At 41.6% G+C, this 24,403-nt stretch carries 22 protein-coding genes; 3 read left to right on the top strand and 19 right to left on the bottom strand.

Annotated features, from left to right (window positions below; translation table 11 throughout):
* Positions 1 to 83: 83 nt before the first annotated feature.
* From ABJL82_RS03375 to ABJL82_RS03395, 5 genes are all read right to left on the bottom strand, one after another.
* Positions 84 to 1,043, bottom strand: a complete 960-nt coding sequence (locus tag ABJL82_RS03375) for an HD domain-containing phosphohydrolase (protein WP_347273304.1) — start codon at positions 1,041 to 1,043, stop codon at positions 84 to 86.
* Positions 1,044 to 1,065: 22 nt separating this feature from the next.
* The gene (locus ABJL82_RS03380) at positions 1,066 to 1,584 is read right to left on the bottom strand and encodes a chemotaxis protein CheW (protein WP_347273305.1); all 519 of its coding nucleotides are present in this window, start codon (positions 1,582 to 1,584) and stop codon (positions 1,066 to 1,068) included.
* A gap of 169 nt (positions 1,585 to 1,753) precedes the next feature.
* Positions 1,754 to 3,745, bottom strand: coding sequence for a methyl-accepting chemotaxis protein (locus tag ABJL82_RS03385; RefSeq protein WP_347273306.1), 1,992 nt, complete (start codon positions 3,743 to 3,745; stop codon positions 1,754 to 1,756).
* A gap of 19 nt (positions 3,746 to 3,764) precedes the next feature.
* Positions 3,765 to 5,357 (bottom strand): CheR family methyltransferase, encoded by a 1,593-nt coding sequence (locus ABJL82_RS03390; RefSeq protein ID WP_347273307.1) that lies wholly within the window; start codon positions 5,355 to 5,357, stop codon positions 3,765 to 3,767.
* Positions 5,354 to 5,806, bottom strand: a complete 453-nt coding sequence (locus tag ABJL82_RS03395) for a chemotaxis protein CheW (RefSeq protein ID WP_347273308.1) — start codon at positions 5,804 to 5,806, stop codon at positions 5,354 to 5,356. Before ABJL82_RS03395 ends, ABJL82_RS03390 begins: the two co-directional genes overlap by 4 nt.
* A 442-nt stretch (positions 5,807 to 6,248) precedes the next feature.
* Between ABJL82_RS03395 and ABJL82_RS03400 the strand changes: the two genes are divergently transcribed.
* Both ABJL82_RS03400 and ABJL82_RS03405 read left to right on the top strand, forming a co-directional pair.
* Positions 6,249 to 6,431, top strand: a complete 183-nt coding sequence (locus tag ABJL82_RS03400; protein ID WP_347273309.1) for a DUF433 domain-containing protein — start codon at positions 6,249 to 6,251, stop codon at positions 6,429 to 6,431.
* Between the two features lie 317 nt (positions 6,432 to 6,748).
* Entirely contained in the window at positions 6,749 to 8,806 is a 2,058-nt protein-coding gene (locus ABJL82_RS03405; protein WP_347273310.1) for a thioredoxin domain-containing protein, read from the top strand.
* A 543-nt stretch (positions 8,807 to 9,349) separates the two neighbouring features.
* On the opposite strand, the gene ABJL82_RS03410 is transcribed toward ABJL82_RS03405, so the two are convergent.
* The 8 genes from ABJL82_RS03410 to ABJL82_RS03445 all read right to left on the bottom strand — a co-directional run bounded on the left by ABJL82_RS03410 (position 9,350) and on the right by ABJL82_RS03445 (position 16,757).
* Positions 9,350 to 9,451 carry a DUF433 domain-containing protein gene (locus ABJL82_RS03410; protein ID WP_347273311.1) on the bottom strand — a complete coding sequence of 34 codons (102 nt, stop codon included), beginning with the start codon at positions 9,449 to 9,451 and terminating at the stop codon, positions 9,350 to 9,352.
* A gap of 18 nt (positions 9,452 to 9,469) precedes the next feature.
* Complete coding sequence (locus ABJL82_RS03415) at positions 9,470 to 9,922, bottom strand: V-type ATP synthase subunit K (RefSeq protein ID WP_347273313.1); 453 nt, start codon at positions 9,920 to 9,922, stop codon at positions 9,470 to 9,472.
* A gap of 46 nt (positions 9,923 to 9,968) precedes the next feature.
* The gene (locus ABJL82_RS03420) at positions 9,969 to 11,720 is read right to left on the bottom strand and encodes a hypothetical protein (RefSeq protein ID WP_347273314.1); all 1,752 of its coding nucleotides are present in this window, start codon (positions 11,718 to 11,720) and stop codon (positions 9,969 to 9,971) included.
* The gene (locus ABJL82_RS03425) at positions 11,717 to 12,322 is read right to left on the bottom strand and encodes a V-type ATP synthase subunit D (RefSeq protein WP_347273315.1); all 606 of its coding nucleotides are present in this window, start codon (positions 12,320 to 12,322) and stop codon (positions 11,717 to 11,719) included. Before ABJL82_RS03425 ends, ABJL82_RS03420 begins: the two co-directional genes overlap by 4 nt.
* A 200-nt stretch (positions 12,323 to 12,522) precedes the next feature.
* Positions 12,523 to 13,836 carry a V-type ATP synthase subunit B gene (locus tag ABJL82_RS03430; RefSeq protein WP_347273316.1) on the bottom strand — a complete coding sequence of 438 codons (1,314 nt, stop codon included), beginning with the start codon at positions 13,834 to 13,836 and terminating at the stop codon, positions 12,523 to 12,525.
* Positions 13,817 to 15,592, bottom strand: a complete 1,776-nt coding sequence (locus ABJL82_RS03435; RefSeq protein ID WP_347273317.1) for a V-type ATP synthase subunit A — start codon at positions 15,590 to 15,592, stop codon at positions 13,817 to 13,819. Before ABJL82_RS03435 ends, ABJL82_RS03430 begins: the two co-directional genes overlap by 20 nt.
* Positions 15,582 to 16,124 (bottom strand): DUF2764 family protein, encoded by a 543-nt coding sequence (locus tag ABJL82_RS03440; RefSeq protein WP_347273318.1) that lies wholly within the window; start codon positions 16,122 to 16,124, stop codon positions 15,582 to 15,584. Before ABJL82_RS03440 ends, ABJL82_RS03435 begins: the two co-directional genes overlap by 11 nt.
* Positions 16,125 to 16,757: a hypothetical protein gene (locus ABJL82_RS03445; protein WP_347273319.1), complete on the bottom strand. Its 633-nt coding sequence runs from the start codon at positions 16,755 to 16,757 to the stop codon at positions 16,125 to 16,127.
* Positions 16,758 to 17,337: 580 nt separating this feature from the next.
* On the opposite strand from ABJL82_RS03445, the gene ABJL82_RS03450 reads away from it, so the two are divergent.
* Positions 17,338 to 17,883, top strand: a complete 546-nt coding sequence (locus tag ABJL82_RS03450; protein ID WP_347273320.1) for a transposase — start codon at positions 17,338 to 17,340, stop codon at positions 17,881 to 17,883.
* A 370-nt stretch (positions 17,884 to 18,253) separates the two neighbouring features.
* On the opposite strand, the gene ABJL82_RS03455 is transcribed toward ABJL82_RS03450, so the two are convergent.
* The 6 genes from ABJL82_RS03455 to ABJL82_RS03480 form a co-directional block, all read right to left on the bottom strand.
* Positions 18,254 to 19,192 (bottom strand): alpha-L-glutamate ligase-like protein, encoded by a 939-nt coding sequence (locus tag ABJL82_RS03455; RefSeq protein WP_347273321.1) that lies wholly within the window; start codon positions 19,190 to 19,192, stop codon positions 18,254 to 18,256.
* The gene (locus ABJL82_RS03460; RefSeq protein WP_347273322.1) at positions 19,189 to 20,718 is read right to left on the bottom strand and encodes a UUP1 family membrane protein; all 1,530 of its coding nucleotides are present in this window, start codon (positions 20,716 to 20,718) and stop codon (positions 19,189 to 19,191) included. Before ABJL82_RS03460 ends, ABJL82_RS03455 begins: the two co-directional genes overlap by 4 nt.
* Positions 20,711 to 21,310: a RimK/LysX family protein gene (locus ABJL82_RS03465; RefSeq protein ID WP_347273323.1), complete on the bottom strand. Its 600-nt coding sequence runs from the start codon at positions 21,308 to 21,310 to the stop codon at positions 20,711 to 20,713. Before ABJL82_RS03465 ends, ABJL82_RS03460 begins: the two co-directional genes overlap by 8 nt.
* A 1,248-nt stretch (positions 21,311 to 22,558) precedes the next feature.
* Positions 22,559 to 23,062 carry a nitroreductase family protein gene (locus ABJL82_RS03470; protein WP_347273324.1) on the bottom strand — a complete coding sequence of 168 codons (504 nt, stop codon included), beginning with the start codon at positions 23,060 to 23,062 and terminating at the stop codon, positions 22,559 to 22,561.
* Between the two features lie 11 nt (positions 23,063 to 23,073).
* Positions 23,074 to 23,760, bottom strand: a complete 687-nt coding sequence (locus ABJL82_RS03475; protein WP_347273325.1) for an HAD-IB family hydrolase — start codon at positions 23,758 to 23,760, stop codon at positions 23,074 to 23,076.
* Between the two features lie 23 nt (positions 23,761 to 23,783).
* Positions 23,784 to 24,200, bottom strand: a complete 417-nt coding sequence (locus ABJL82_RS03480) for an EamA family transporter (protein ID WP_347273326.1) — start codon at positions 24,198 to 24,200, stop codon at positions 23,784 to 23,786.
* Positions 24,201 to 24,403: the final 203 nt, after the last annotated feature.

The raw sequence follows: 24,403 nt of genomic DNA on the forward strand, positions 1-24,403 counted from the left end.
TCGTATTTCGTACTTCGAATTTCGTATTTTTAATTTCATGCCTGCTTGCTTGCTTCCAGCTTGTCCACAAGGGGCGCATGACACTACCCGCCCCTGCTTCCAAGGAAAGCGACAAAGTTCCTGAAATACACATCATCAAAATGTCCCTTCATATGCTCTTTCATCATTTGTAACGCAGGGAATGGTTTTCTCGCATCCGAATACGGCCTTTTGGTTGTTAACGCATCATAAACATCTATTATCATTGCAATTTTTCCATAATCATGAATCTCACTACCCATCAAACCCATTGGATAACCCTGTCCATTAAGCTTTTCATGATGCTGCAAAACAGGAGAGAACGACTCTTCCCGAAGGCCACCCAAACCTTTTAATATTTCATGTCCAAATTCCACATGTTTCTTTATCTCGATGTACTCAACCTCGCTCAGTTTTCCATTTTTGTTCAGTATATCAAGGTTAATCTGTGTCTTTCCTATATCATGAAGCAACAATCCTGTGCCAAAATCATTCATTTCTTTCTCATTAAGCCTTAAATATTTTGCAAATAGAAGACCAAGTACAGAGACGTCAACGCAATGCGTATAGGTATAATAATCATACGATACCATGTTTAACATGGTTGAAGTAGCCTCTTTGTTGTTCAGCACATATTCTACCGTGCTTGATACCCAGTTTTTTGACCTTGCAACATTATCTCCGGCACGCGGGTCGTTAAATATGTCAAGCATAATGGATTTCGCCACATTATAAACCATTTCAGATTTAGTTTTCGTGTCAAGAGAAGGATCGTGAATTATCAGTTTTAAATGGGATTCCCTATGCCTCAAATATAACTGTTCATCACATTGTTTTATAAAAAGATAACTTATATGATTATACTGAAGTTCTTTTATCTTATGCTCATAAAGGGCGCTCTCACTGTTGCAATAAAGTACATAACGGATACCTTCGTCTGCGTGAGTTTTTATGTAAAGATTGCATCCGGCGCAGGTATTAGGCTGTATTGTGTTTAAGGCTACAGGGATATATTCATTTGACATAATAATCATTACCTCATGGTTGCTATACTTCGTCATTTACGACTATTGAATTGTCTGTCAACAACTGTTCCGCATCCAATAGAATTAAATGGTCACTCGTAATTCCTTTTATGTATTTTCGGACAAATTCTGTCATCGTCAGGGGCGCTGGTGTTATCTTGTGAGAAGGAATGGAGGTTATTCCCGCGATTGAATCGACAACAATGCCAAACTCCATAGTTTCATTATGAATAATTATTACTTTGTCTAAATTGGAGATACCCTTTCCCTTTGGAATGTTAAATAATGCCTTTATGTCAATAACAGAAAATATCTGTCCACGGACATTAATAATTCCCATAACATATTCAGGAACTCCTGGAATTGTTGTAATTTCTTTCAGCAAATACACCTCACGAACACAGTCTGCCGGGATGCCATATCTGTCCTGATCAATAAAAAATTCAACTATGGATACATAGTGTATTTCCCTATGCCTGGCTTCCGGCTCCCGCGCGAGTATTTTCGCCCTTTCTTTAAGAATTGTCTCTCGATCATTCATTAATGCTACGCACCCCCCTAAATCCCCCCAAAGAGGGGACTTTGTTATGCATCCGCCCCCCACTTGTATTTTTCCCCTTTAATCTGTGCAATCTGTTAATCTGTGAAATCCGTGAAATCTGTGGTTCCTCTTTTGTATTTCATGCTTATTCGGTTATGGCTATGCCAGTTCAGGTCTTGTATTTCTGGATCAGTTTTTTCAGTCTTAGTCCCAAATTATTCAGGTTGTGCGCTTCCTCTTCGAGTTGTTTAGAACTATCCACGTTTTGTGAAGTCGCTGTTTTTATATTTTCCATTGCGGTTACTACCTGTGTTACGCCGGACATTTGTTCGCTGCCCGATGCGGCGATCTGCGCCACCGCCTGCGACGCCGCCAAAATACTATTGCGTAGTTTATGAATAGATTTTCCCGCTTCACTGGTGAGTTTTACGCCATTATCAACAACCTTGCTGCCCTGCTCTGTTTTCAGTGCTGCCTCGTTTGTAGCTTTCTGGATATCATTTAATATTTTTCTGATCTGCATGGTCGCCTGCCTGGATTCTTCTGCAAGATTCCTGACCTCCTGCGCAACCACGGCAAAGCCTTTCCCGTGTTCCCCCGCCTTTGCAGCCTCAATTGCAGCGTTCACCGCCAGCAGATTTGACTGTTCCGCAATATCGTCAACCGTTGCAATAATAACGCCGATGGTGTGGCTTTGTTCGCTCAGTTTTATAATACTTTCCGCAATGAACGACATCTGTTCTTTAATGCTATTCATGCCGTCAACTGTTTCATTCACCGCTTTTTCCCCGCCTTCGGAAATTTCTGCAGCGCCCTGGGCGCTAAGGGAAACCTGTTTTGTTTTTTCGGTAGAAAACTGTGTGGTTTGACGGAACTCTTCAATGGTCGCCATGGTCTCGGTCACAGCAGCAGCAGTTTCCGTCGAAGACGTAGCAAGCTGAGTCGTAGCCGCAAGTATCTCACTTGCAGATGAAGCAAGAACATTAACGCCTTCAGCAATTTCCATAGTTTGTTCGCGCAGGTTTTTCACTATATTTTTCATTGCAGCAAAAAGATGTCCCACTTCGTCACTGCCGCTTGCCTCTATTTTTATCGTTGTGTCGCCTTGCGAGATTTGTTCCGCATAACAAACTGCCATGCTCAAAGGACGGGTAATTCCGATGGAAATTATGTATGCCAATAGTATCGAAGCAACCACGGCAACAATTGCCAGGATGATAAAGAAAACAAGGGCCGCTTTTGCTGCATGCCGTATTTTTTGGGCATTTAAAACAAGGTCCCCCGATAGTTTATCTTCAACCCCTTTCAAAAGGTTTATCTTCTCCGTCTGCATCTTAAACCATTCTGACGACTTAACCCCAAACACACCCTCATTATACCTTTCAACCGCTATATTTCTCATTTTTAGCGCCTCATCAGCATACTTATTGTTTAAACTCATATTACAATATTCGTTTTGTTCCGCGGTTGCCAAGCCTTTGAATATCTTTAAGTAAATTTCCTGTCCTACTATATTATCCCTGAATTTAGCATACATTCCATCCTCAAACCTGTCCGCAGCGAATGTGTTGCTTAGATACGCCCTTTCCAGACCTGCCAGTTCTTTTACTGTCAAAAAATATACGTATGCGGATATTTGCTGAAACAATTCCGGATTGCTGCTCAACGTTGATAGAGCGGCTATCACCTCTAAAAATCCGGCATTAAGGTTTGTATAATATTCGATTTCCTCTTCAATGGTAATTCCAAGGGCGTCTATCCTCTCCCGTTTCTCCTTTATCATTGCAGCAAAATAAAGCGCCCTCTCCAGTGGAATACCAATCTTTGCGCCATATTGCTTAAGGTTTATTCCATTCAGTACATTTTTTAATTCAAGTATTTTCTGATCGGTAACCTGCCGCTGATCTCTCAGCTCACCGGCAAATTCTTTTCCTTTGCTTCCTATATACAGCGCGGATGCGCCTCTCTCCTTTTGTGTTTCGTGAACCAGTTTACTCATATTAACAGCAAGCTCTGACAAGGATTCCAGTTTTGCCATCTCCTTTGATAACATGCGTTTTTCCAGGGCGCCCATAATAGAAAAGTATAGCATGACGCATACCGGCAATATCAATAATAGCGCAAGTTTATATTTCATTTTTACCTCATTAAGCATTTTCATAACCTTACCCCATAACCTTTTATTTTAAGCTGATTTCACCATTAATTGTCTGAATTATTTCCTTCAATCTTCCTGCCGTTATCCCGTCGGATTCAGGCAATACCTCTTCCGGTGTATGATTTTTCAGAAGCAAAAGAGTATTCTCATAAAACCTGTATGATTCATTCAGTTTTCGCTGCTCCTGCATAAATTTTCCCAGGGCATAATGTGCCAGTATAAAATTCGGATCAAGATATAAGACTTGCCTTAATGAGGCAATCGCGCCGTCAATGTTTTTCTGTTCATGAAGGATCGTCGCACGCAGATAATAATAATTAGGCTGCATTTTATCAATCTTTATTGCATTATTACACCATTCAAGGGCGTCCTCTATCTTACCCTGATTGGCGTAAGATTTTGCAAGAAGATACAGAACGGCGTCCCGTTTTAAATCCGAATCCCGCCCACTATCCTGCATAATTGAATGGAGTTGCAAAAGGGTATCCGTCGCCTCATTATATAAACCCTGTTCAAATGACTTTGACGCCTTTTCATATAATACTTCCTCTAGTACTCCGTCTGCTTCGTCGTTAGCTGTATCTTGCCGGCTTTCCGGGACAACTTCATTGCCGGGAAAAGTGCGCAATCGCAGGGTTTCGTTAAATATAACATCACAATCGCCGCTCTTTTTCAGTGGCGATACTATTTCTTTGACGTTTATTTTCACCGGGCTATCATGTTTTGCCGTAGTCTCTTTCTTATAAAAAGTTTCGCCCAGGTAATTAACCGGCCTAAAATTATGGTCGCGGCATTGCAGACCTTCAACCGGACTCACCACTAGCCACCCGTTTTCAACGAGGGAACGATAGAATTTACGCACTATTTCTCTTATGAACGCATCATTGAAATAAATAAATACATTCCGGCAAAAAACAATGTCCATCGCATTCGTATTATTCAGGATCGAGGGATAAGCATCTTCCTTCAGGTTCAAGAGGGAAAAAACGACCATTTCTTTTATATGAGGTGAAATAGCATAGTAATCCTTCTGTGCCGGCTTAAAATATCTCTTCATCACCCACTCAGGAGTGTCGCGGAATGACCATTTTCTATAAAATCCCTCAGCGGCTTTTTTAAGAAAATTCTGATTAATATCGGTGGCAAGAATTGTAATGTCCCAATCTTTAGTATTTTGAATCAAGGTATCGATCAAAATTGCAACAGAATAAGGTTCTTCACCGGTCGCGCAGCCCGCAACCCAGATCCTCAGTCTTTGCTCTTTCCCCTTTCTGGTGGCAATCAGGTCACGCAAAATATAGTTTTCCAGCGCCTCAAACATTTTTTTGTGCCGGAAAAAATATGTTTCTCCTATCGTTAAATGATTTGCAAGGATTGAAATATCCTCTTTCGTTAACGGCACTGACAGCAATCTCTGGATATACAATTCCACATCGTCATACCCAATATCAGTTGCGGCAAGCCTGATTTGGTGCATTAAATGATGCCAACGGTCTTTTTCATAACATAATCCCAGTTTTTCAGAGATTAATTCGCTCAACCGGCTTAATAACTGTTCTGGTATTTTCTGTTTCATCTTATTCGTTTGAATATTCCAGGATCCGGTTCGTATCATTTTATTGAATCTACTGCCCTTTCCAGAGCTTCTTCCTCTTCTATCGACAAAAATTTCTCAATGTCAAAAATAAAAGTCAAATCATCATTCACCTTCAAAATCCCCTGAATGGCGTCAATATTCTTTGCAATATCTCTTGCGGGAATGACGTCTTCTCCCCTTACAACACCCTCAATTGTATCCGCAATTATCATTATGGTACGTTTTTTAGTATTCAGGATAATCAATTTATCGCCAACATCAATTTTCTTTTCTGTTAAGCGTAATCTCTTTCTTATATTTATTACCGGCAGTATCTTTCCCTGCACATTAATCACCCCTGAAATAATCTCAGGGGCAGAAGGCAACGGGGTAATTTCAACAGCACGAATGATCCGCTCCACCGCTGTATGCCTTACCGCAAACCGCTGTTTTTCAATCGCAAAAACGACAAGATATTCACTATCCATTATTACCGTAACCTTATCCCTAAGCTGGCATAGCCAGAACCAAACAAGCTAGAAATAAAAAATCCGAAAACCCGAAGTACGAAATACGAAACAAACTCGAATAACAAAGCATAAAATTCAAAACAAATCCAAAAACATCATTGTCTGCGTGCAATCACACACAGGCAGGCAGGCAACAATATGAAGCACGAAAAAAGATGCACTTGTTTGGCATTTCAAATCATTTTGTCATTAGAATTTGTTTCGGATTTCGTGTTTCGGGTTTCGTATTTAGCATTTCGCAAAAGGGGTTGTGGAGAAAAAGTATAACAATATTGTTGCCATTTTAATAAGTAATTTTTTCAAATAACAAAAATGAGAAAACAATGTATATTTATACAGTTTATGTTTACAATAAAGACCAGACGAGATTTTTACTACAATTATTATGGGAGGTTAATAAATGAAATTTACCCGCATTATTATTAATCCAAACCAGATGGGTGGCATTCCTTGTATTCGGGGGCTTCGTATACCTGTTGCAACAATTGTTGGTATGGTTGCTGATGGTATGTCTGAAGAAGAAATATTACAGGCTTTTCCCGACCTGGAACATGAGGATATTAAGGAGTCATTAGTACCTTAACAATAATTTCTTTGCTTTTTTTGGCAAAATATTTAATAGTGAAATCCGAAATATGAAGTACGAAATCCGAAACAAATTCTAATGACAAAATGATTTGAAATGCTAAACAAGTGCATCTTTCGTGTCTCGCATTTCGTGTTTCATACTATTGTATGTTTTGTATTTTATGCTTTGTTATTCGAATTTGTTTCGGATTTCGTGCTTCGAATTTCGTTTTTTTTATTTCTTCCTTGTTTGGTTCTGGCTTGCCAGCTTAGGAAAGTATCGTTTTTTTAAACAAAACCGTATTCGTATTCGACAACTACCAATTACTGAAAATGAAAACAAATAAACCAAACCATCTTATAAATGAGAAAAGCCCTTACCTGCAACAACATGCTTACAATCCTGTGGATTGGTATCCATGGGGCAAAGAAGCCTTTGAAAAGGCGAAAGCGGAAAGTAAGGCAATTTTTCTTTCTATTGGTTATTCTACCTGCCACTGGTGTCATGTAATGGAGACCGAATCTTTTGAGGATGAAGAGGTTGCCAAAATATTAAACGAATATTACGTTGCAATAAAGGTGGATAGAGAAGAACGCCCCGATATTGATAACGTTTATATGACCGTTTGCCAGGCGATGACCGGCAGCGGCGGCTGGCCTCTCACGCTCTTTCTTACACCTGAGGGGAAACCTTTTTACGCTGGCACATATTTCCCAAAAACCGAACGTTTCGGCAATCCGGGTTTAATCGCTCTACTGACGCAAATTGCCAATTTATGGAATACAAACAAGGAAAGCATCATTGCCTCCAGCTTGCAGGTAACAAAGCTCATAGATACCGAAACATCTTCAAAAGGCGAAGAAACACCCGACGTCCGGACACTAAAAACGGCCTATGAACAATTGCGTGACCGTTTTGATTCTCTGTACGGCGGTTTCGGAACATCACCAAAATTCCCCACACCACATAATTTCACATTTCTCCTCAGATGGTGGAAACGCAGCAACAACGCATTCGCCCTGGAAATGGTCGAGAAATCTCTTGAATTAATGGCAAGAGGCGGCATCCATGATCATTTAGGCGGCGGATTTCACAGGTATTCCACCGATGAATACTGGTTAACGCCTCATTTCGAAAAAATGCTGTATGACCAGGCATTGCTTGCCATTGCGTATATCGAAACCCATCAGGCGACCAAAAAAGATCTTTATTCAGCAATAGCAAAAGATGTTTTTGATTATGTATTACGCGACATGACGTCGCCGGAAGGCGGTTTTTATTCCGCAGAAGATGCCGACAGCGAGGGCATTGAGGGGAAATTTTACGTATGGAAACCGGAAGAAATTAAAGAAGCCCTCGGGGAAAAAGAGGGAAACATCTTTTGTGATTTTTATGACGTGTCGGACATTGGCAATTTTGAAGACAAAAATATATTGCACGCAGACAAACCATTGCATATTGCGGCTAAACTGGAAAATATGCCGCCGGATGCCCTTGAAAAACTGCTTGCCAATAGCCGCAAAAAACTACTTTCAATACGGGAAAAACGCATTAAGCCCCAGAAAGACACGAAGATTATCACCTCATGGAACGGCCTTATGATTTCCGCCTTATCCAGGGGCGCACAGGCTATGGATGAACCAAAATACGCAAACGCCGCAATGCGCGCCGCCGATTTTATACTGAATACGCTATTACAAGAAAACAAGATATTACTACGGCGTTATTGCGAGGGAGAAGCCGCAATAGCGGGGTTTCTTGACGATTACGCATTTTTCGTGAACGGGTTAATCGATCTTTATGAAGCGACTTTTCAGGAAAAATATCTTCAGGCGGCTTTGCAGATGAATGAAGAAATGATCAAAAACTTTTTAGACGAAAATGAAGGCGGGTTTTTCTTAAACGGCAAGGCAAATGAAAAACTCTTCACACAAACTAAAGATATTTATGATGGCGCTACTCCCTCGGGAAATTCTATCGCATTGCTCAATTTATTGCGATTAGGAAGGATTACCGGAAACCCTTCTTATGAAGCGTTAGCGGATAATCTTATAAAGGCATTTTCCGGCGCCATCATCCAGAATCCTTCAGGATATACACAATTTATGTGCGCCCTTGACTTTGCCTTAGGCCCCGCAAAAGAAATTATCGTTGCGGGAGAACGTGAGGGGAATGATACAAAAGATATTTTCAGGGAAATAGGACGCCGTTTCTTGCCAAATAAAGTATTGCTTCTTCACCCCACGAACGGAATATTTATTGAGGAAATAGCGCCCTATACAAAAGAACTAACTCCCATAGAAGGCCGGGTAACCGTCTATGTGTGTGAGAATTACTCCTGTAAAAAACCCGTATCCGATAAAAACTCAGTCATACAACTTTTGGAATAACAACAGAATTGGGAGCATTCCCGATTTTTTGTAAATTTTCCCACATTGTATCACAAGCATCTTGCTTGACGTTCAGGAATTTCAAAGTTGTAGAACGAAGCGATTGCTTCGGTAGAGCGAAGTGGCACTTCGCTCTACATCAACGAAAAAGTCGCCAAAGACCTAACTTGTGATATTTGACTCGGCGCGGGTTCAGGTTTGTAACCTGAACCAAACGTTTTATACTTTCAATCCAGCCTTCTATGAACAGAACAAATGACAAATAAATTCCAGATTCCACACAGGGATTTTGTGATTCGGGCATTGGAATTTTACCGCAGTACATGGCCCCATTATACGCATAAACTCATAGGTTCAGGTTACAAACCTGAACCCGCCGTGATTAATTTTCAAAGCCGTGCAACACAAGTTACGCAGTAAGAAAAATGTTCAATATTCAATTCTCAATATTCAATGCTCAAATTGTTGCCTTTTACATTGAATATTGAATATTAATTTTCAAATTTGCCAATGAATGCAAAGAAATTACTGCTTTTCTCGGGTTCAGGTTTGTAACCTGAACCCGCCGGGATGTTCCAAAATCCTTGTTCCTTTAATGATTGGCTTTCCACCAAGTATCTTTGGATTTACTGTGATTCTTTCCATAGTTTCTCTTCTGACTACTTAAACAAGCGTTTTACCTATAAAAACCAGAACAAACAAGGCAACTGTCTCAATGACCCCGAGGGCCATAAGATAGTTGCCGAATCCCTGTCCTGTCTCTGCCAGCGCGTCGGACGCTCCTGCGCCCGCACGCCCCTGCATCCATGCAGAAAGCCCCATTGCAAAACCTCCCAGAAACCCGGCACCCAGCAAGGCGGGAAATGCCGCACCTGCTACAGCAGCCTTCATTATGTTTCCCATCAAAATCATGCCGTAAATAGTCTGGGATAACGGCGCCCCCACAAATGCAACCAGCATAAACGGAGCAGACTTGTTCTGGGAATAGCACTTTTTCCATCCACCGATAGCCGCTGCCCCTGCCGCTCCCGTCCCAAGGCATGACCCCATTGCCGCCATTACAAGCGCCGCCACCGCACCCAATTTACCAATAGAAATAACTGTATTCGAATCCATTGCCATACGCACTCCTTTCTTGTCTGTTTATAAAAACTCCATGATTTTATCTTCTTTGTTTTCTTGAAAACGGGGTATATGGAATGCCTTTCCATTGCACTCCCACGTGGCCGGAAAATTCTAACGTATTCAACCGCACGCCATGCACCAGGATGCCCAGCGCCATAAGCGCAACATTAAGCCCGTGTCCCAGGAAAAGAATCAATGCCGCAATGAATCCCGCAAAAACACTGTTGATTCCTTTTTCCAATGCCATTTCGTTAAAACTCATTGCTACGGCAAGCGAAGCGCTGCCAACGGCAAAAAGACGGATGTAAGAAACAACATCAACGAAGTTACTGATTACATTAAGGGGAAACATCATAAGGTCTGGCCATTCTTTTTTTATTTTTTTTGGAGAAGTGGTAAAGAGCACCACACAACCTAATGAGGCAAACAGCAAATAGTAACCCCATGCGGGAAACGCTGCGTCAAGGATCATGGTGCGTGCAGTGATATACATCATCCATGTCATACCTATCCATCCAATCTGGGCAATAGCCCTCGGACTATTCATCATTCTCATAGCATTCCATGCATGTGCAACCGTCAGGTGGATTGATCCAATCAGAAAACAGAGGTGCATTATATTCTTTTCATTATTAAGCCACTCCACGCGAAACATTTTTAATGGCGCGGGTATATTGCTTGCACCAAAGTAATTTCCCGTCAGAATCCCCCATATCATCGTGCATACGCTGAGAATACCAAGCAGGAAAAACGGGGCGGGTGGCGCTTTTGAAAATATCCTTCTTGCTACAATAGTTATTATCAGAAAAAATGCGCCATATCCGGCGTCGCCTATCAATAGAGCGGAAAATACACTGAAAAAAATCAGAAAGACGCCGCTTATGTCCTTTTCCATATAACCTGGCAGGATATTAATCATGTCGAATATTGTCCTGACAGGCTGCACCCACTTTGGATTCCGTATAAGGGTAGGCGCGTCATCTTCCGCTGACGGGTCGTCAATAACGGAACCACAGCCTTGCAGCGCAGGGGCTTTCAGGATTTCCTCCACCTTGTCTGCGGGACAAAACCCCTGAAGATAGACAATATCTTCAGCGTTCCCCATCCCTGCCTTTACTTCCAAAAGGTGTATCTTTTCTTTCGTCATCAGGAGCGCTTCGTTCAATACATGCCGTTCGCATCCCAACCGCTCAAATTCCCGGGAAATTGATTTCAACCCTTCTCCTGCATCAAGAAGAGCGGCCTCTACTTCCGCCAGAGATTTCCCGGTGATCTGAACTTCTTCATAATCGCACAGGAAGTCACCATCTCCGGCAATTACAAAATAAACAAAATTCTTATCTTTATTAATAGTGAATAAGGATGCACCCTCAGGCGCTATAACCGGCTGGTTAGCGGGGGAACGAAAGAGACGGATGTTTATCCCCTCTTTTGCCAGTGAAGCAACAAGCGCAGGGTCAAAATTTCCATAGGGTTGCACCTGTTGTTTTTCATAGTTCAATTTTTCACATACCTCTTCCAGCTCTTTACGGCGTTGAACAAGTTTCTCCACCTTTTCCAGTGTACTTTGAGCCGTTTCGCCAGACGGAGGATACTCTGTATTCAAAGGTATCATGCCGATCGCCCTCTGCAGCCTCTCGCAATATTCCTTTTTCTTTTCAAGTTCAATGCAAACAGGCTGTTTCATGTGGGTGACGTGCAATACACCCAATTCATATAATGCATTCAGCGCCATTTCCTGGTCATCTTTCAGGCATAAAAGGGTGATCATCTTCATTGGTGTTATCATGCACCCGTCCTTACATTCTGAAATTTGCGTTTTGCCATTTTTGCCCTAACAACGGCCGCTGTTTGTTCGTCCGCAAGATAAATTCTGATTTTTCTTATATTTTCAATACATTCAGGGATTTTCACCTTTTCAAACAGGTTCACACGCTGCGAGGTCACGCGAAGTTCATCCGACAGGAGTTCCTTTTGCCGTTCATAAATATTCATCTCTATACGAAGTTTTATAAAACGTTCCAGCACATCAATCCCATCGTCAACCCATGGAGGAGTGGCGTAAAAATCTACAGGGTTGCGCTCGTATTCCACTTTGTCAAATACAGGGATACTCACCCCGGCAATATTGCCAATGCTGCGCTTCACTTTCTTCACCCTGACATAAGAACCGATATCAATATCTTCTGAAAACAAACGTATCCATGCGTCAAGGTCATCCCATATACGTTTCTCCTCTTTTTTCCGGTCATCTATAAGATGATCTATCTTCCTGACTTCAATCTGAAGCTGCATTTTCTTCAGCTCCAGTGTAGGGAGATAACGTTTATAACGACGTAAGGCGTCACGCTGGGCTTTAAGTTCGTTTTTTGTAAATTTAATCTTAGGCATAATTATTTACTGTTCGCTTGAGTGTTTATATTTTCTAAAGTCCTCAATCCTCAATCGGCAGTCCTCAATCCTCAGTCCTCAGTCCTCAATCAGCAACCTGCAATTTTGCCGATTGCCGACTGCCGATTGTATAGTATTCTCCATTAATAAAGGAGACAAGGGGGTTGTTACCCTCAGCTTATTAAAAAGTTGCGATAATATTATGAAGCGCCAATGCGTGCGGCGTCTGGCCAGAATTTTTCAATCAACCTTGTTGTGATTCCCGTTTCAGCAGGCTGAAAGCAATCGGCAAGTATTTGCCACCCAAGATTAAGGGCTTGTTCCAAAGGGATATTGACGTTTAAATCCATCATTTCGCGTTCGAAACGTTCGCCATATTTTAACAACTTGTTGTCCCACGCGCTCATCCGGAATCCCATGGACTGTTTTTCGATACTTTCCTTATACCTGGCGTAGATCTGTATCATGGAGTCCATAATGGCGCGATGGTCTTCGCGTGTTTTGTTATTAACATGTTGTTTGAGGCGGCTCAGCGAACCAAAAGGCTCTATCCTTCCGTTCCTCAGATAAAATTGCCCTTCGGTAATGTAGCCGGTATTGTCCGGTATCGGATGCGTAACATCGTCGCCCGGCATTGTTGTCACTGCAAGGATGGTGATAGACCCCGCGCCCTCGAAATCGACCGCCTTCTCGTATCGCGATGCAAGTTGACTATACAGGTCGCCGGGGTAGCCCCGGTTTGAAGGAACCTGTTCCATCGTATTTGCGATTTCCTTAATAGAATCTGCAAAATTTGTCATGTCAGTCAGCAAGACCAGCACCCGTTTCCCCTGCAAGGCAAATTGTTCTGCAACCGCAAGGCACAAATCCGGCACAAGGATACATTCAACCGTGGGGTCAGCCGCCGTATGAATAAAGAGTATCGACCTTGTAATAGCTCCGCTTTTCTCCAGAATATCTCTGAAAAAAAGATAGTCATCATGTTTGAGCCCCATTCCTCCAAGTATAATGATATCCACCCTTGCCTGCAGCGCAATCCGCGCCAGGAGGGGATTGTATGGTTCCCCGGCAATGGAAAATATCGGGAGTTTTTGCGATTCCACAAGGGTATTAAAGACGTCAATCATCGGGATGCCTGTTTGTATCATATTTTCCGGAATTATACGTTTAACCGGGTTTACCGAAGGCCCGCCGATATCAATCAGATTTTCAGTAATTGCCGGCCCCTTATCGCGGGGTTCTCCGCTTCCGGTAAAGATACGTCCGAGCAGGGATTTAGAAAACGGCGTTTTCATCGAATGCCCCAGAAAACGAATCTCGGCGTTTGTGGACATTCCCTTCGTTCCTGCAAGGACTTGCAGCGATACCCTGTCGCCTTCAAGCCTGATAACCTGGGCAAGGGAACTGCCTTCCGCTGTTGTTATTTTTGCCAGTTCTCCATAGGAAACGTCTTCGGCAATAACGGTGATAACGTTCCCGACAATTTGTTCAATTTTATTGTATATCCTTCGCACTTTCCGCAACCCCCCTGATCATTTTTTCCAATTCCGTTTCAATCGCCTGAAATTCACCAGACTCCATGGCAGCATAATTCCAATCTCTTGTTTTTTGTGTCAGCGCCTGGAAAAAAGCCCTCGCTGCATCTTTGCCGTCAAACGACAACTTTGCTCCAAGTATTTTTACAATTCTGCCAAAAGTATATTTTTGCCTTTCTTCTGAAGACGTCCCGTCCACGGCATGAAACGCATTTTGCTGCATGTAGGCGGCGTCAAGGTATTCGCTTTTCAAATAAGTGATAAAGTCATCAATAGACGTTCCTTCTTCGCCAACCACTTTCATCATCTGCGCAATATCATTACCGTCCCGGAGAATTTTTTGCGCCAACATCAGGTATTCCGCCTGCACAATACCATTGTACTTGCTCCAGCTTTCAAGGGGATGAATGGAGGGATACCTTCTCGCGTCCGAACGTTCCCTTGACAACCCATGAAATGCGCCAACTACCTTAAGAGTTGCCTGAGTAACCGGCTCATCAAAATTTCCTCCGGCGGGGCTGACGGTACCGCCTATGGTAACAGACCCCACAGATCCGTCATGCAGTCTCACTATCGCCGCGCGTTCATAAAATGCGGCAATAACAGACTCAAGATAGGCGGGATATGCTTCATCGCCCGGTATTTCTTCCAGACGCCCCGATACTTCCCGGAGCGCCTGTGCCCACCGTGATGTGGAATCCGCCAGCAGCAATACGTGCAATCCCATCTGCCGGTAATATTCCGCCAGCGTCACCCCCGTATATACAGAAGCCTCGCGGGCCGCCACAGGCATTGAACTGGTGTTACAAATAATCACCGTTCGTTCCATAAGACTTTTTCCTGTCCGTGGGTCGGTAATCTGCGGAAACTCACGGAGCGTTTCCACCACTTCCCCAGCCCTTTCTCCGCATGCGGCGACAACAACAATATCCACATCCGCATTTCTGCTTATAAGCTGCTGCAACACTGTTTTGCCCGCGCCAAAAGGACCTGGAACACAAAACGTCCCCCCCTTTGCCACAGGAAAAAACGTGTCAAGAATTCTGATCTTCGTCATAAGGGTTTCCGTAGGCATCAGCCGTTCACTGTAACATTTCAGTGGTACTTTAACCGGCCATTTCTGAACCATGGTCACCTTTACAATCGCCCCCTTACTATCCTTTATCTCCGCTATTGTCTCATCCACCCGGTATGAGCCATGCTTCGCGACCCATTCAACGCAATATCTGCCGCGGAGCGAAAAAGGCGCCATGATGCGGTGAGAAAAAATCCCTTCAGGCACAGTGCCAATAGAGTCGCCTGCCCTTAGCATATCTCCTTTTTTTGCGACAGGCGTAAATTCCCATTCTTTATCTCTCGGAATGGCGTCCATGTATACCCCGCGTTTTAAAAAGAAACCACACTCTCTTGCAAGTTCCGGAAGGGGATTTTGAAGTCCGTCAAAAATTTGTGTAAGCAAACCGGGCCCCAGCTCTGCCGCCAGCAATTCTCCGGAAAAATCAACATGCCCCCCTACCTTCAGCCATCTCGGTTCTTCAAGTATCTGCACGTCGGCATAACGGCCCCTTATCCGTATAACCTCCGCCTTCAGACGTGCATCTTCCAGCATAATGTAAGCCAGTTCATTCTGCCTTACCATTCCATAAAATTCTACGGTTATCATATTGCCGTTTATGCCTACAATTCTTCCGCAGTGGCAATTTGCGCTTTCAATGCTTCCGCATTTACATCCCATAGCATATTTCCCCGGAGTTAGTCACAATGAGTTTTTCCAACACTTCACGCCCCTTTTCATCATTCAATGATTTCCACCTCATTATCAATTTCAGCTTAATCACATAAGAAAAAATGGATGACATGCCGAAAAAATCAGCCCTTGCCATCTCATCAAGGAGTTTCCATCGATATTTGTCCAAAGCACGTTCTTTCTCGAGGGGATTGTGTTTGCTGAGCGCCTCTGAAGCAACCTTCGCAGCATGTATGTCAATCTTCTTATCTCCCCGCAGGAATTGATGTGAATCGATATTTAATTTTGCAGATCGCGCCGCAGCAAGGGCATTTTTCAACTGATTTTCAGCGTAAAGCCATTTCCTGACAAATGCATGCCGTGCGGATTCTGGCCGTCCGTCTATAATGCATTCAAGGTCCATCCTGTCCTGAGAAGCAAGCATATTTTTGCATGACCCAAAGAATTCCCTGGGGGTGAATGAAACATCGCCCTCTAAAGTAAGCGGAACAAGGCTTGCGACCAGATAATAATAGGCCATTCAATCCTCCTTCACAATGTCATTTGCAACGCGGTGAATAATCCCGGCAAGGTGTGGTTTTAGAAAGTAACAAATAGCATCAGCAATCGCTTCCTGTGTAAAATCGTGAAATACGGCGTCAGATTTCATCGACATTTTAAATCCTTTGATTATTTTATCATCAACATGTATCTCTATTCCTTCCTGAAACTGTTCCCGGTATTTTTCCATAAACAATTTCACCACCGTTTTTTGATCTTCCGGACTAAGCAGCATATTGATCCTGCCTTCCGCAAACCCCTTTTCTGCATATGCAGACGCCAGCTTTATCATCATATGAATAAGGGTATCAGGAGAAAGCGCCTCGCCTACGGAATGAAAGGCTATTTCTCTTAACAGGGTATCAATGCCTTTGCCTACGGTTATGAGTACATCTCTTCCCGCATGTGCTATAGTTTTGGCGCCATGCTCGGCAAACGACCTGGCGTCAAGCTCCGCCTTTTCTAGCATTTCTTTTGCCTTCATTTCCGCTTCTTTTACTATCCCGGCAGCTTTTTCCCGGGCGTCTGAGATGATCCTCATTGCCTCTTTATCCGCCTTATCAATACCTTCTTTTTGTATTCGGTTCAGCAGGTTCTGTAAATTTTGTTCCATACGATAGATTCCTTAATGATGGAGAATACTATTCCTTTAAAGGTGTGTGTTATTGTAATACTTTGGTTTTTTGAAAAATTCCAATAATAACAATGTTTGCCGCACAGTGTAGGGGCGAAGCATTTGCATGTTTGGGCATGAACGCATGTATGCCAGTTATTGCAAATGCTTCGCCCCTACGGTTTCAAAAAACCAAATTGCTACGTGTTATTACTTTTTTTCCGCCGGCGAAACAGTCACGAATCTTGTAACAATTTATGTTTTGACAAAGCAGGGACGAAGGATTTGAATCCTTGAGCAGCATTTGACTTCTTTTAACTATTTCAAATGCTTCACCCTTCACGGTATCACATACATCGTTCTTATTGGGATTTTCAAAAACAGACTTGTAGCCAAATTTTTATGTGGGGGTATTATTATTAAAGCGTTTTACGCAAGGTAAATCCACAAAAATATTCCCGCTGCTTCACATGATTTTCCGACAAAGGATTCTTATTACAATTACTTTTTTTGTATCAGTTTAAGTATGGGTCTTCTCCCTACTGAGTGGGTAAATCGGTGTGGGTCTAAGGGTAAGACCATGAAAGGCGCTAATACCATCATTGCGTCTGATAGCAAAAGCAATGCAGTTTTATATACAAGAGCTGATATACTACGGCGCGAAGAGTCGCAGGAAGTTAAAAAATTTGTTAGCTACTGGAAAAATATAAAAGGCAATGTTAGCGAAACACTTGTTTTTAATTGCAAGTTTACGGCTTACAATATCCTTGACGATCTTAAAAATGACAAGGTAAAGTTCATAACGCTTCGTAAACGTTATGCCGGCCTTGTGACGGAAACATTGGCGCTTCCAAAGAAGGTATGGAAAAAAGTTTATATTCCGGTTCCAAAGCGAAAGTATAAAAACGTCTCCGTTTATAAAAGCGAAGTCGGGCTTAAAGATTGTAAAAATATTTTCAGGCAAATAGTGGTGAAAGATCACGGACGGGAGAACCCTACATTTATTTTAACCAATAACAAAGAGCTGTCATTGCAAAGGGTATTGGAAGTTTACGCTAAACGATGGCGGATAGAAAATAAAATAGCTGAACTGGTAATGTTTTTCAATCTGAAATTGAGGTGGTAAGTTTTTTGTGAAAATAAGAAAAAGAGCACATACTCCGGTTTTGATGGAAGTAAAAAAATTACAAACTCCATTCGCTGTTCCATGGCTTGGAGGAAAATCTATTGAAATTGTCTGGACGGCATGATTAGGATGTTTTTATGATGGTTTTCATGCCTGTGAAAATCGGTGTTAAATGTAGACGCCATAAATATTTTGCATGAAAGGCAAATTGCAGATTGCAGATTGCAGATTGTGGACTGTGGATTGTGGATTGTGGGAAGCTAATGGTATTCCTTTGGGATATACTACCAGGCAAATAATTATTTGTAGAGCAAAGCGCCACTTCGCTCGTAACGAAGCAATCGCTTCGTGCCATTAAGACGCTGAAATATTACAAATATTTTTGTATGAAGGAAACCCTTTCTTTCAAAGTGTTTAGTTCTTTGTAGTGTTGCTCAACGATTTTCAGACGTGGCAATAATCCTGCGCAATTGGCGATTTGGATGTTGAGACCCGGACGCGCATTCAATTCCAGCAGCATTGGCCCCTTGTGTTTGTCAATAACAATATCTACTCCCTGATAACCTAAACCGGTGAGTTGATAACATCGTGCGGCTAAGTACAATAAATTTTCCCAGTTTGGGATCTTTATGCCGGTTATTTCTATGCCCGTATCAGGATGTTCCGTAATAATATCATTAAACCATACCCCTGTAGTGGTGATACCTGTTGCTATATCAATACCAACTCCTATTGCACCCTGATGCAAATTCGCCTTGCCATTCGATAAATGTGTTGGCAGCCGCATCATTGACATAACCGGCACTCCAAGAAAAACAATAATGCGAATATCAGGCAGTCCCTGATAGGTAAGATCTCTGAAAAAGGGGTCAAGTTGCACCGTATATTCAACGAGCGCACTATCGGCATGCCCTCCTATACTGAATACGCCACTTAGAATCTCTAAAATATGATTTTCAAGAGACTCTTCACTCATGATCGTCCTGCCTAAGGTTCGATATCCTTTTTTAGAATGGCCGGCGACAACGATTATTCCATTTCCACCGCTGCCATGGGCAGGTTTAACAACGAATGTGGAATATTTTTTGAGAATAGCGTGAATATCCCGGGCTTGATGGTTTACCGTTACAACGGCATACAATTCGGGGACGTTAATGCCCGCCTGTATTGCAAGCTTCTTGGTAAGTAATTTGTCATCCACAAGCGGGTACAAGCACCGCTTATTATACTTTGAGATATAATCGATATTACGGCGATTAATTCCAACAATTCCTAATTTATGCAATTGTTTTATGAGTTTTGGAATCATTGTTTTATCTTATTAAACTCCTTAAAACGGAATAACTCAACAAACCTGTACCCTTTATACCTGCCCAAAAGCATGGTGATTGCCAGTATCTGCAAAAGCAGCTCGGGATATACGAATATTAAGTGTCTGCTATATTTATTAAACATAAAAAAGTATACAATGGAAGCAGCTATTAAACTTCCCACACATTGTTGCAAGGCGGTTCTGGATCCCCGTTCTTCCCATGTAATGGTCATTCGTTCTATCGTCATAGTGAGTATGACTATTGGAAATATTGAGATGGAGAGTCCTATCTCAATATTAAGTTTATAGAATAAAATATCGAATATCCCTATGAATATAATGATGATAATAAGTAAGGATGCGAGACGGGATACCATCAGGAGCCTGAAATTCTCAAGATACAAACGTGCAACCATTCCAAGCGCAACCAGTATGCTGAATAATATAATACCTGAAATTAAATGTGTTTCCCTGAAAGACAGGGCGATAAGAACGGGCATAAAAGTACCAAATGTTTCAATACCGATGATGTTTCGCAGGATAACCAAAAATAAAACGCCAATAGGAATGAGTAGCAACAGATGATAAACTGCCTGAAAATGGAGCGGCAGGCTGAATAAAGAAAAATTTAATAAATGCGGGTTTATTGTTTCTGCCCTTTTTATAGCGGCATTTATAGCATCCTCTTCCTGAAGGCCTACCGAAATATTTGTTTTCAGATTTTTCCCGCCGGTTAACTGTACCAATGGTTTTGTTCCTCTCCACCAGGCCAGGTAATTCCCGGAAATTAATGACGTTCCTGAAACCGGATCGTAACTCGTCCACTTCCCGCCACTATACACTTCTATGCACCTTTCTATTTTTGCATCGTTTGTTCTGGTTGCTACTTTAATGCCATTTACTACCCTGGCAGGAATGCCTGCAAGAGCAAGCAATTGAACCGCTAATTCTGCCTTTTTGTCCACAGAAGCTTCTTTGTCCAAAAGAATCGCAACGTTCTCATCTGGCGGTTGGGCATTCAGAAGCTTGAATAATTTCATCACAAAAGAATCAGTATCTGCTGATTTTCTCAGAATTTCAGCAAGAAGGGCGTTGGCAGCGGACCGATTGGGTTCCAAAAATTCAGGGACTTCCCATTCAAAAAAAGGGGTGCTATCCGGAGGATTTCTTACTTTTACTTTATTCACCTGGATGCGGTAGAGAAGCACCTGGCGCTTATTTGCCTCATGAATAGCCCATGTGGCGCTCCGGTTAATGTTGTCGGTAGAAGTGGTTATACCATAAGACCTGGAAACAAAATTTTCAGATGAAATAATAAAGTTTCTTGAATAACCAGGCAAAAATAATACAACCTTTACCGGTTCATTCTGTGCATCAAAGGAAATATGGACTTCAATATTCCAAACATTAGACTTTTCCTCCGGGGCTATCGGAAAACCAAATACAAAATATTTATAGGCAAATAAACCACAGCTTATGAGGAAGAGGCTGAAGATAAAAAAGTAAAAATGTGTTCTATTCATCGCCGGAAACACTCTTGCACTTTGGTTCTTTGGAATAGGAGGAGGATACATCTATGAAAAAATCGTTTAGCAGAAAATTTCTCCCTATAAGTATCTGATACATAAACCGCGTCCTGTTTGAAAGACTTACTTCAACCTCCTTGTAAATATCCCCTATGCAAATGCCAAGTTTAATAACGGGGCGTTTTTCGGACGGCATTCCTATACGCTTTACCGTTGCGGTGCGTATGACCTTTTCCTCAATATTCAACTTTTCTCCTTTTTCATTTATCAATTCAAATTTCACCCATTTTTCACCATCCCTTTCAAATAAGGCATAAACAGGGGCATTTATGGAACAGGTTTTGGCGCCGGTATCTACTTTTGCTTTTAAAACAATGTTCCCGGGGAAAATAAGAACCTTCTCTACCCGGCCCAAAATTTCTTTACTTTTTGCATCTGACAACGAATGGAATGCAAAAACCAAAAATAAACTGGCGATAATAAAGATGCTTTTAGTTTTATACAATAATAAATGGGAAACAAATCTTTGTATAAATCCGGCAGTAGCTATTTCACAACCCTGGAAAGGGGGAAACATAGATTTTACCATAGAAATAATGCCTCCTGAGCAATTGAATCTGAAAAAGAAATATGAATTATCCATAATAGTTCCTTAAATTACACTAAAAATCATTTGTAATCCGAATACTGTACTTCATTGTTTGCCCTTTTTTCTGTTTTTCTTCACTGACAGGCATTAAATAGTCATTACAGTTGGGTGAAAATGGTAAATACAAGGTATCACAGTATTTACAAAACATAAAAAACATATGCTATTGTAAAAAGAACGTGCCGTTAATGTCAAATGCTTATTTATTACGGAGATGACAGAGAAGTATCAGGCAATATAAGTATCACAAATCCGATCTGACCCTTTAATTTAGAGACGTTGCAGATAAAGTTGCCGGGATTATAGGGCGGTCACGAGAAAAAAACTTTCTTTTAGGCTTAAAAGCCAATAAATATAAGGCTTTTACGACATTTTTTTGAATAGGTGTGAACATCCATTCGATAGTATGCTTAGTAGGGGCAAACATCGCCATTATTGGAATTTTTGTAACAGTTCACGTAAGTTATAGATAGAGGCCTAAACAACCCCCTGTTTCCCCCTTTATTAAGAGGAACTATCAAAATCCCCTGATGCACGCACTGTCTGATAGCAACGTATAATTTATTGATTGGAATTTGCGATTTGTAATTTACTCCACCGGCTAAAAAGATGAATTTCGTTACTTGTTTTTTAGGAATTGTAGGATGGGTGAAACCTATCTGCCTACAGGCAGGCGGAACAGACCCATCAAATAACTAAACGAATTTGGTTAGATTTTTACGTATTTTAGCGCAAACAATTTTACAGGAAAATACTAAAATGGAATTCAATGCAAGTGGTCATGTAGCGCGGAGCCATGTGTGCCCTTTAATAAAAAACCCGCCAACCGCTAATTGCCATTGCATTAAAATGGACAGTATGAGTGTGGAATCAGCGGTTAATTATTGCGCGAAAAACTATCAAAATTGCGATATTTTTAGAGAAAATAATAATAAATTCACTTAATATTTTTGAATGAAAAATATTTTACGGGAAACATGATAGGGTATATTTTAACTAAGCTATTATTGGAATTTTTCAAAAGACTAAAGTGTTACAACAAATCAGGTTTTTAAAATTTGCACACCAATAATTTGAAAATTTTAAAATACAAAAACCCAACGGCATTCATTTTTACCCACCTGTCAATCCCCTCCTGTATAGACGCACGGCCGTGCGTCTATACAAAAACATTGAAATTCTTATACATCATATATATTTTACCAATTCTTTCAGCGATTTACGATGCGTAGGGTCAGGCATAATTTCAGGATAACCGAGCGGCGTCAACGCAACAGGTTCAATGCCGGGCGGAAGATGAAGGACTGACTTTACGACAGATACCTTAAAAGCGGCAACCCAGCAAGTAGCCAGTCCTTCTTCAGTGGCGGCAAGGATGAGATGGTCCATCGCTATTGCGGCGTCTATATCCGCATAATTTTTTCCGTCACCTCGTTTCCACGCTACTTCCGGAATACTGCATACGCCAATGATCACAGGGGCGGTGGAAAACCATTCTTCGTTATACGCTTCTTTCAGTTGTTTTTTCACATTCTCATCCCTAATCACAAAGAAACATACCGGTTGGCGGTTGGCGGCGCTTGGCGCATTTCTTGCCGCCTCCAGTATTAGTCCCAGTTTTTCTTCAGGAACAGACTCTTTCTTATAAGAACGCACACTCCGTCTATCTTTCATAATATTGTATATATTCATTTGCTATCCCCTTAAAAAGTAACCATTTTCCACTTATTTGCACTGGCATACAACCAAAGCATAGGGCTTGCGTTTACCGCTACCGGGTATCCCACCATCCGCAAAAATTTTACATCCACATATGCATTGCCAAAACCATAGGAAGACGAAAGATCCAAACTATATTCTGAAACAAGGCGTTCAATAATCTTAACCTTCCCGCCGCAGTAAGAATGTATGCCGTCAATCTCACCGGTAATCCTGCCTTCATTATCAACGGCAAGTTTAGTACCTATCCCAATATCGGCATTGCAAACTTTTGTAAAGCATTCTACCATTGGACTCAGCGTGCCCGATAATAAAATGATCAGATATCCTTCATTTTTCAGTCTCTTTATTTCCTGTAACGCATATTCCGAGATATAAGGCAATATTCGCTTATGAAAACATTCTTCTATATTGCCAATAATGTCTTCATAATCATTATCCCTTAGATAGTATTTATTCTTTCTGACAGACAGCCCTTTTAAACTGAGACCTTTCCGGAGAAAAGCTGCGGCAAAACGCAACAGACTCCTGAAATTTATTACCTTCTTTTCCAGAAGATAATAAAATAAAACCCTTTCGGAGGAAATACCCTTAATTATTGTTCCGTCGATATCAAAAATAGCTGCTTTTCTCACGCGCAGGATTTTACTTATTGAATATGCTTCTTTCAATAAAAAAACTATAAGGGCGCTTTCTAGCGAAGCAACATCAGCCCCCCTAAAATTAACAACATACCCATAACTTTGGAAAAGGTAACTTCCTCTCCCAAAAAAATACAACCAAAAAGAAAGGTAAACAATGGGGCGCTGCTGGTAATAGGAACAACTTTTGAAATTTCCCCAGTTTTAATTGCCTTAAAAAATATCACCTGTGCTATAAAACCCGCCAAAAGACCTGCAAGCACAAGGCAGCAAATGGACTTGATTCCCATCCTCCCGACGGCTGACAGATTTGAAGTAAACAACACAATAATAATAACGCCAATGAATACGCCCGAACTTCGCACTATATAAGCCGTCATAGGTTCAACCGAAGAAAGCCCTACCTTTTCCAAAAAAGCAACGGTACCCCAGAGAATAGCGGTAATAATTGCAAAATAATATGGCTCCATATTGCCTTACCTCGAATAGTTGTTCTGAATTCTGAATAGTGTAGGGGCGAAGCATTTGCTATAGCTTGTCATAAATGCATTCATACCCAAACGGGCAAATGCTTCGCCCCTACGTGCATTGTTTGCAGATTAAAACTTTATATGATTCTTGTGAAACGGACAATGAAATTCTCCAGATACAGTCGGCAGTTGGCAATCTACAG

This window comes from Candidatus Kuenenia sp., from assembly GCF_039794105.1.
In the GTDB taxonomy this organism is placed as follows: Bacteria; Planctomycetota; Brocadiia; order Brocadiales; family Brocadiaceae; genus Kuenenia.

Bases quoted from the DNA above. Each gene is read 5' to 3' on its own strand.
- ABJL82_RS03470 (WP_347273324.1), bottom strand. From the start codon at position 23,062: ATGAATATATACAATATTATGAAAGATAGACGGAGTGTGCGTTCTTAT.
- ABJL82_RS03435 (WP_347273317.1), bottom strand. From the start codon at position 15,592: ATGGGATGTAAATGCGGAAGCATTGAAAGCGCAAATTGCCACTGCGGA.
- ABJL82_RS03395 (WP_347273308.1), bottom strand. From the start codon at position 5,806: ATGGATAGTGAATATCTTGTCGTTTTTGCGATTGAAAAACAGCGGTTT.
- ABJL82_RS03400 (WP_347273309.1), top strand. From the start codon at position 6,249: ATGAAATTTACCCGCATTATTATTAATCCAAACCAGATGGGTGGCATT.
- ABJL82_RS03380 (WP_347273305.1), bottom strand. From the start codon at position 1,584: ATGAATGATCGAGAGACAATTCTTAAAGAAAGGGCGAAAATACTCGCG.
- ABJL82_RS03440 (WP_347273318.1), bottom strand. From the start codon at position 16,124: ATGGCCTATTATTATCTGGTCGCAAGCCTTGTTCCGCTTACTTTAGAG.
- ABJL82_RS03465 (WP_347273323.1), bottom strand. From the start codon at position 21,310: ATGGTAAAATCTATGTTTCCCCCTTTCCAGGGTTGTGAAATAGCTACT.
- ABJL82_RS03390 (WP_347273307.1), bottom strand. From the start codon at position 5,357: ATGATACGAACCGGATCCTGGAATATTCAAACGAATAAGATGAAACAG.
- ABJL82_RS03450 (WP_347273320.1), top strand. From the start codon at position 17,338: ATGAAAGGCGCTAATACCATCATTGCGTCTGATAGCAAAAGCAATGCA.
- ABJL82_RS03445 (WP_347273319.1), bottom strand. From the start codon at position 16,757: ATGGAACAAAATTTACAGAACCTGCTGAACCGAATACAAAAAGAAGGT.
- ABJL82_RS03480 (WP_347273326.1), bottom strand. From the start codon at position 24,200: ATGGAGCCATATTATTTTGCAATTATTACCGCTATTCTCTGGGGTACC.
- ABJL82_RS03415 (WP_347273313.1), bottom strand. From the start codon at position 9,922: ATGGATTCGAATACAGTTATTTCTATTGGTAAATTGGGTGCGGTGGCG.
- ABJL82_RS03375 (WP_347273304.1), bottom strand. From the start codon at position 1,043: ATGTCAAATGAATATATCCCTGTAGCCTTAAACACAATACAGCCTAAT.
- ABJL82_RS03455 (WP_347273321.1), bottom strand. From the start codon at position 19,192: ATGATTCCAAAACTCATAAAACAATTGCATAAATTAGGAATTGTTGGA.
- ABJL82_RS03410 (WP_347273311.1), bottom strand. From the start codon at position 9,451: ATGGAAAGAATCACAGTAAATCCAAAGATACTTGGTGGAAAGCCAATC.
- ABJL82_RS03405 (WP_347273310.1), top strand. From the start codon at position 6,749: ATGAAAACAAATAAACCAAACCATCTTATAAATGAGAAAAGCCCTTAC.
- ABJL82_RS03385 (WP_347273306.1), bottom strand. From the start codon at position 3,745: ATGAAAATGCTTAATGAGGTAAAAATGAAATATAAACTTGCGCTATTA.
- ABJL82_RS03460 (WP_347273322.1), bottom strand. From the start codon at position 20,718: ATGAATAGAACACATTTTTACTTTTTTATCTTCAGCCTCTTCCTCATA.
- ABJL82_RS03425 (WP_347273315.1), bottom strand. From the start codon at position 12,322: ATGCCTAAGATTAAATTTACAAAAAACGAACTTAAAGCCCAGCGTGAC.
- ABJL82_RS03420 (WP_347273314.1), bottom strand. From the start codon at position 11,720: ATGATAACACCAATGAAGATGATCACCCTTTTATGCCTGAAAGATGAC.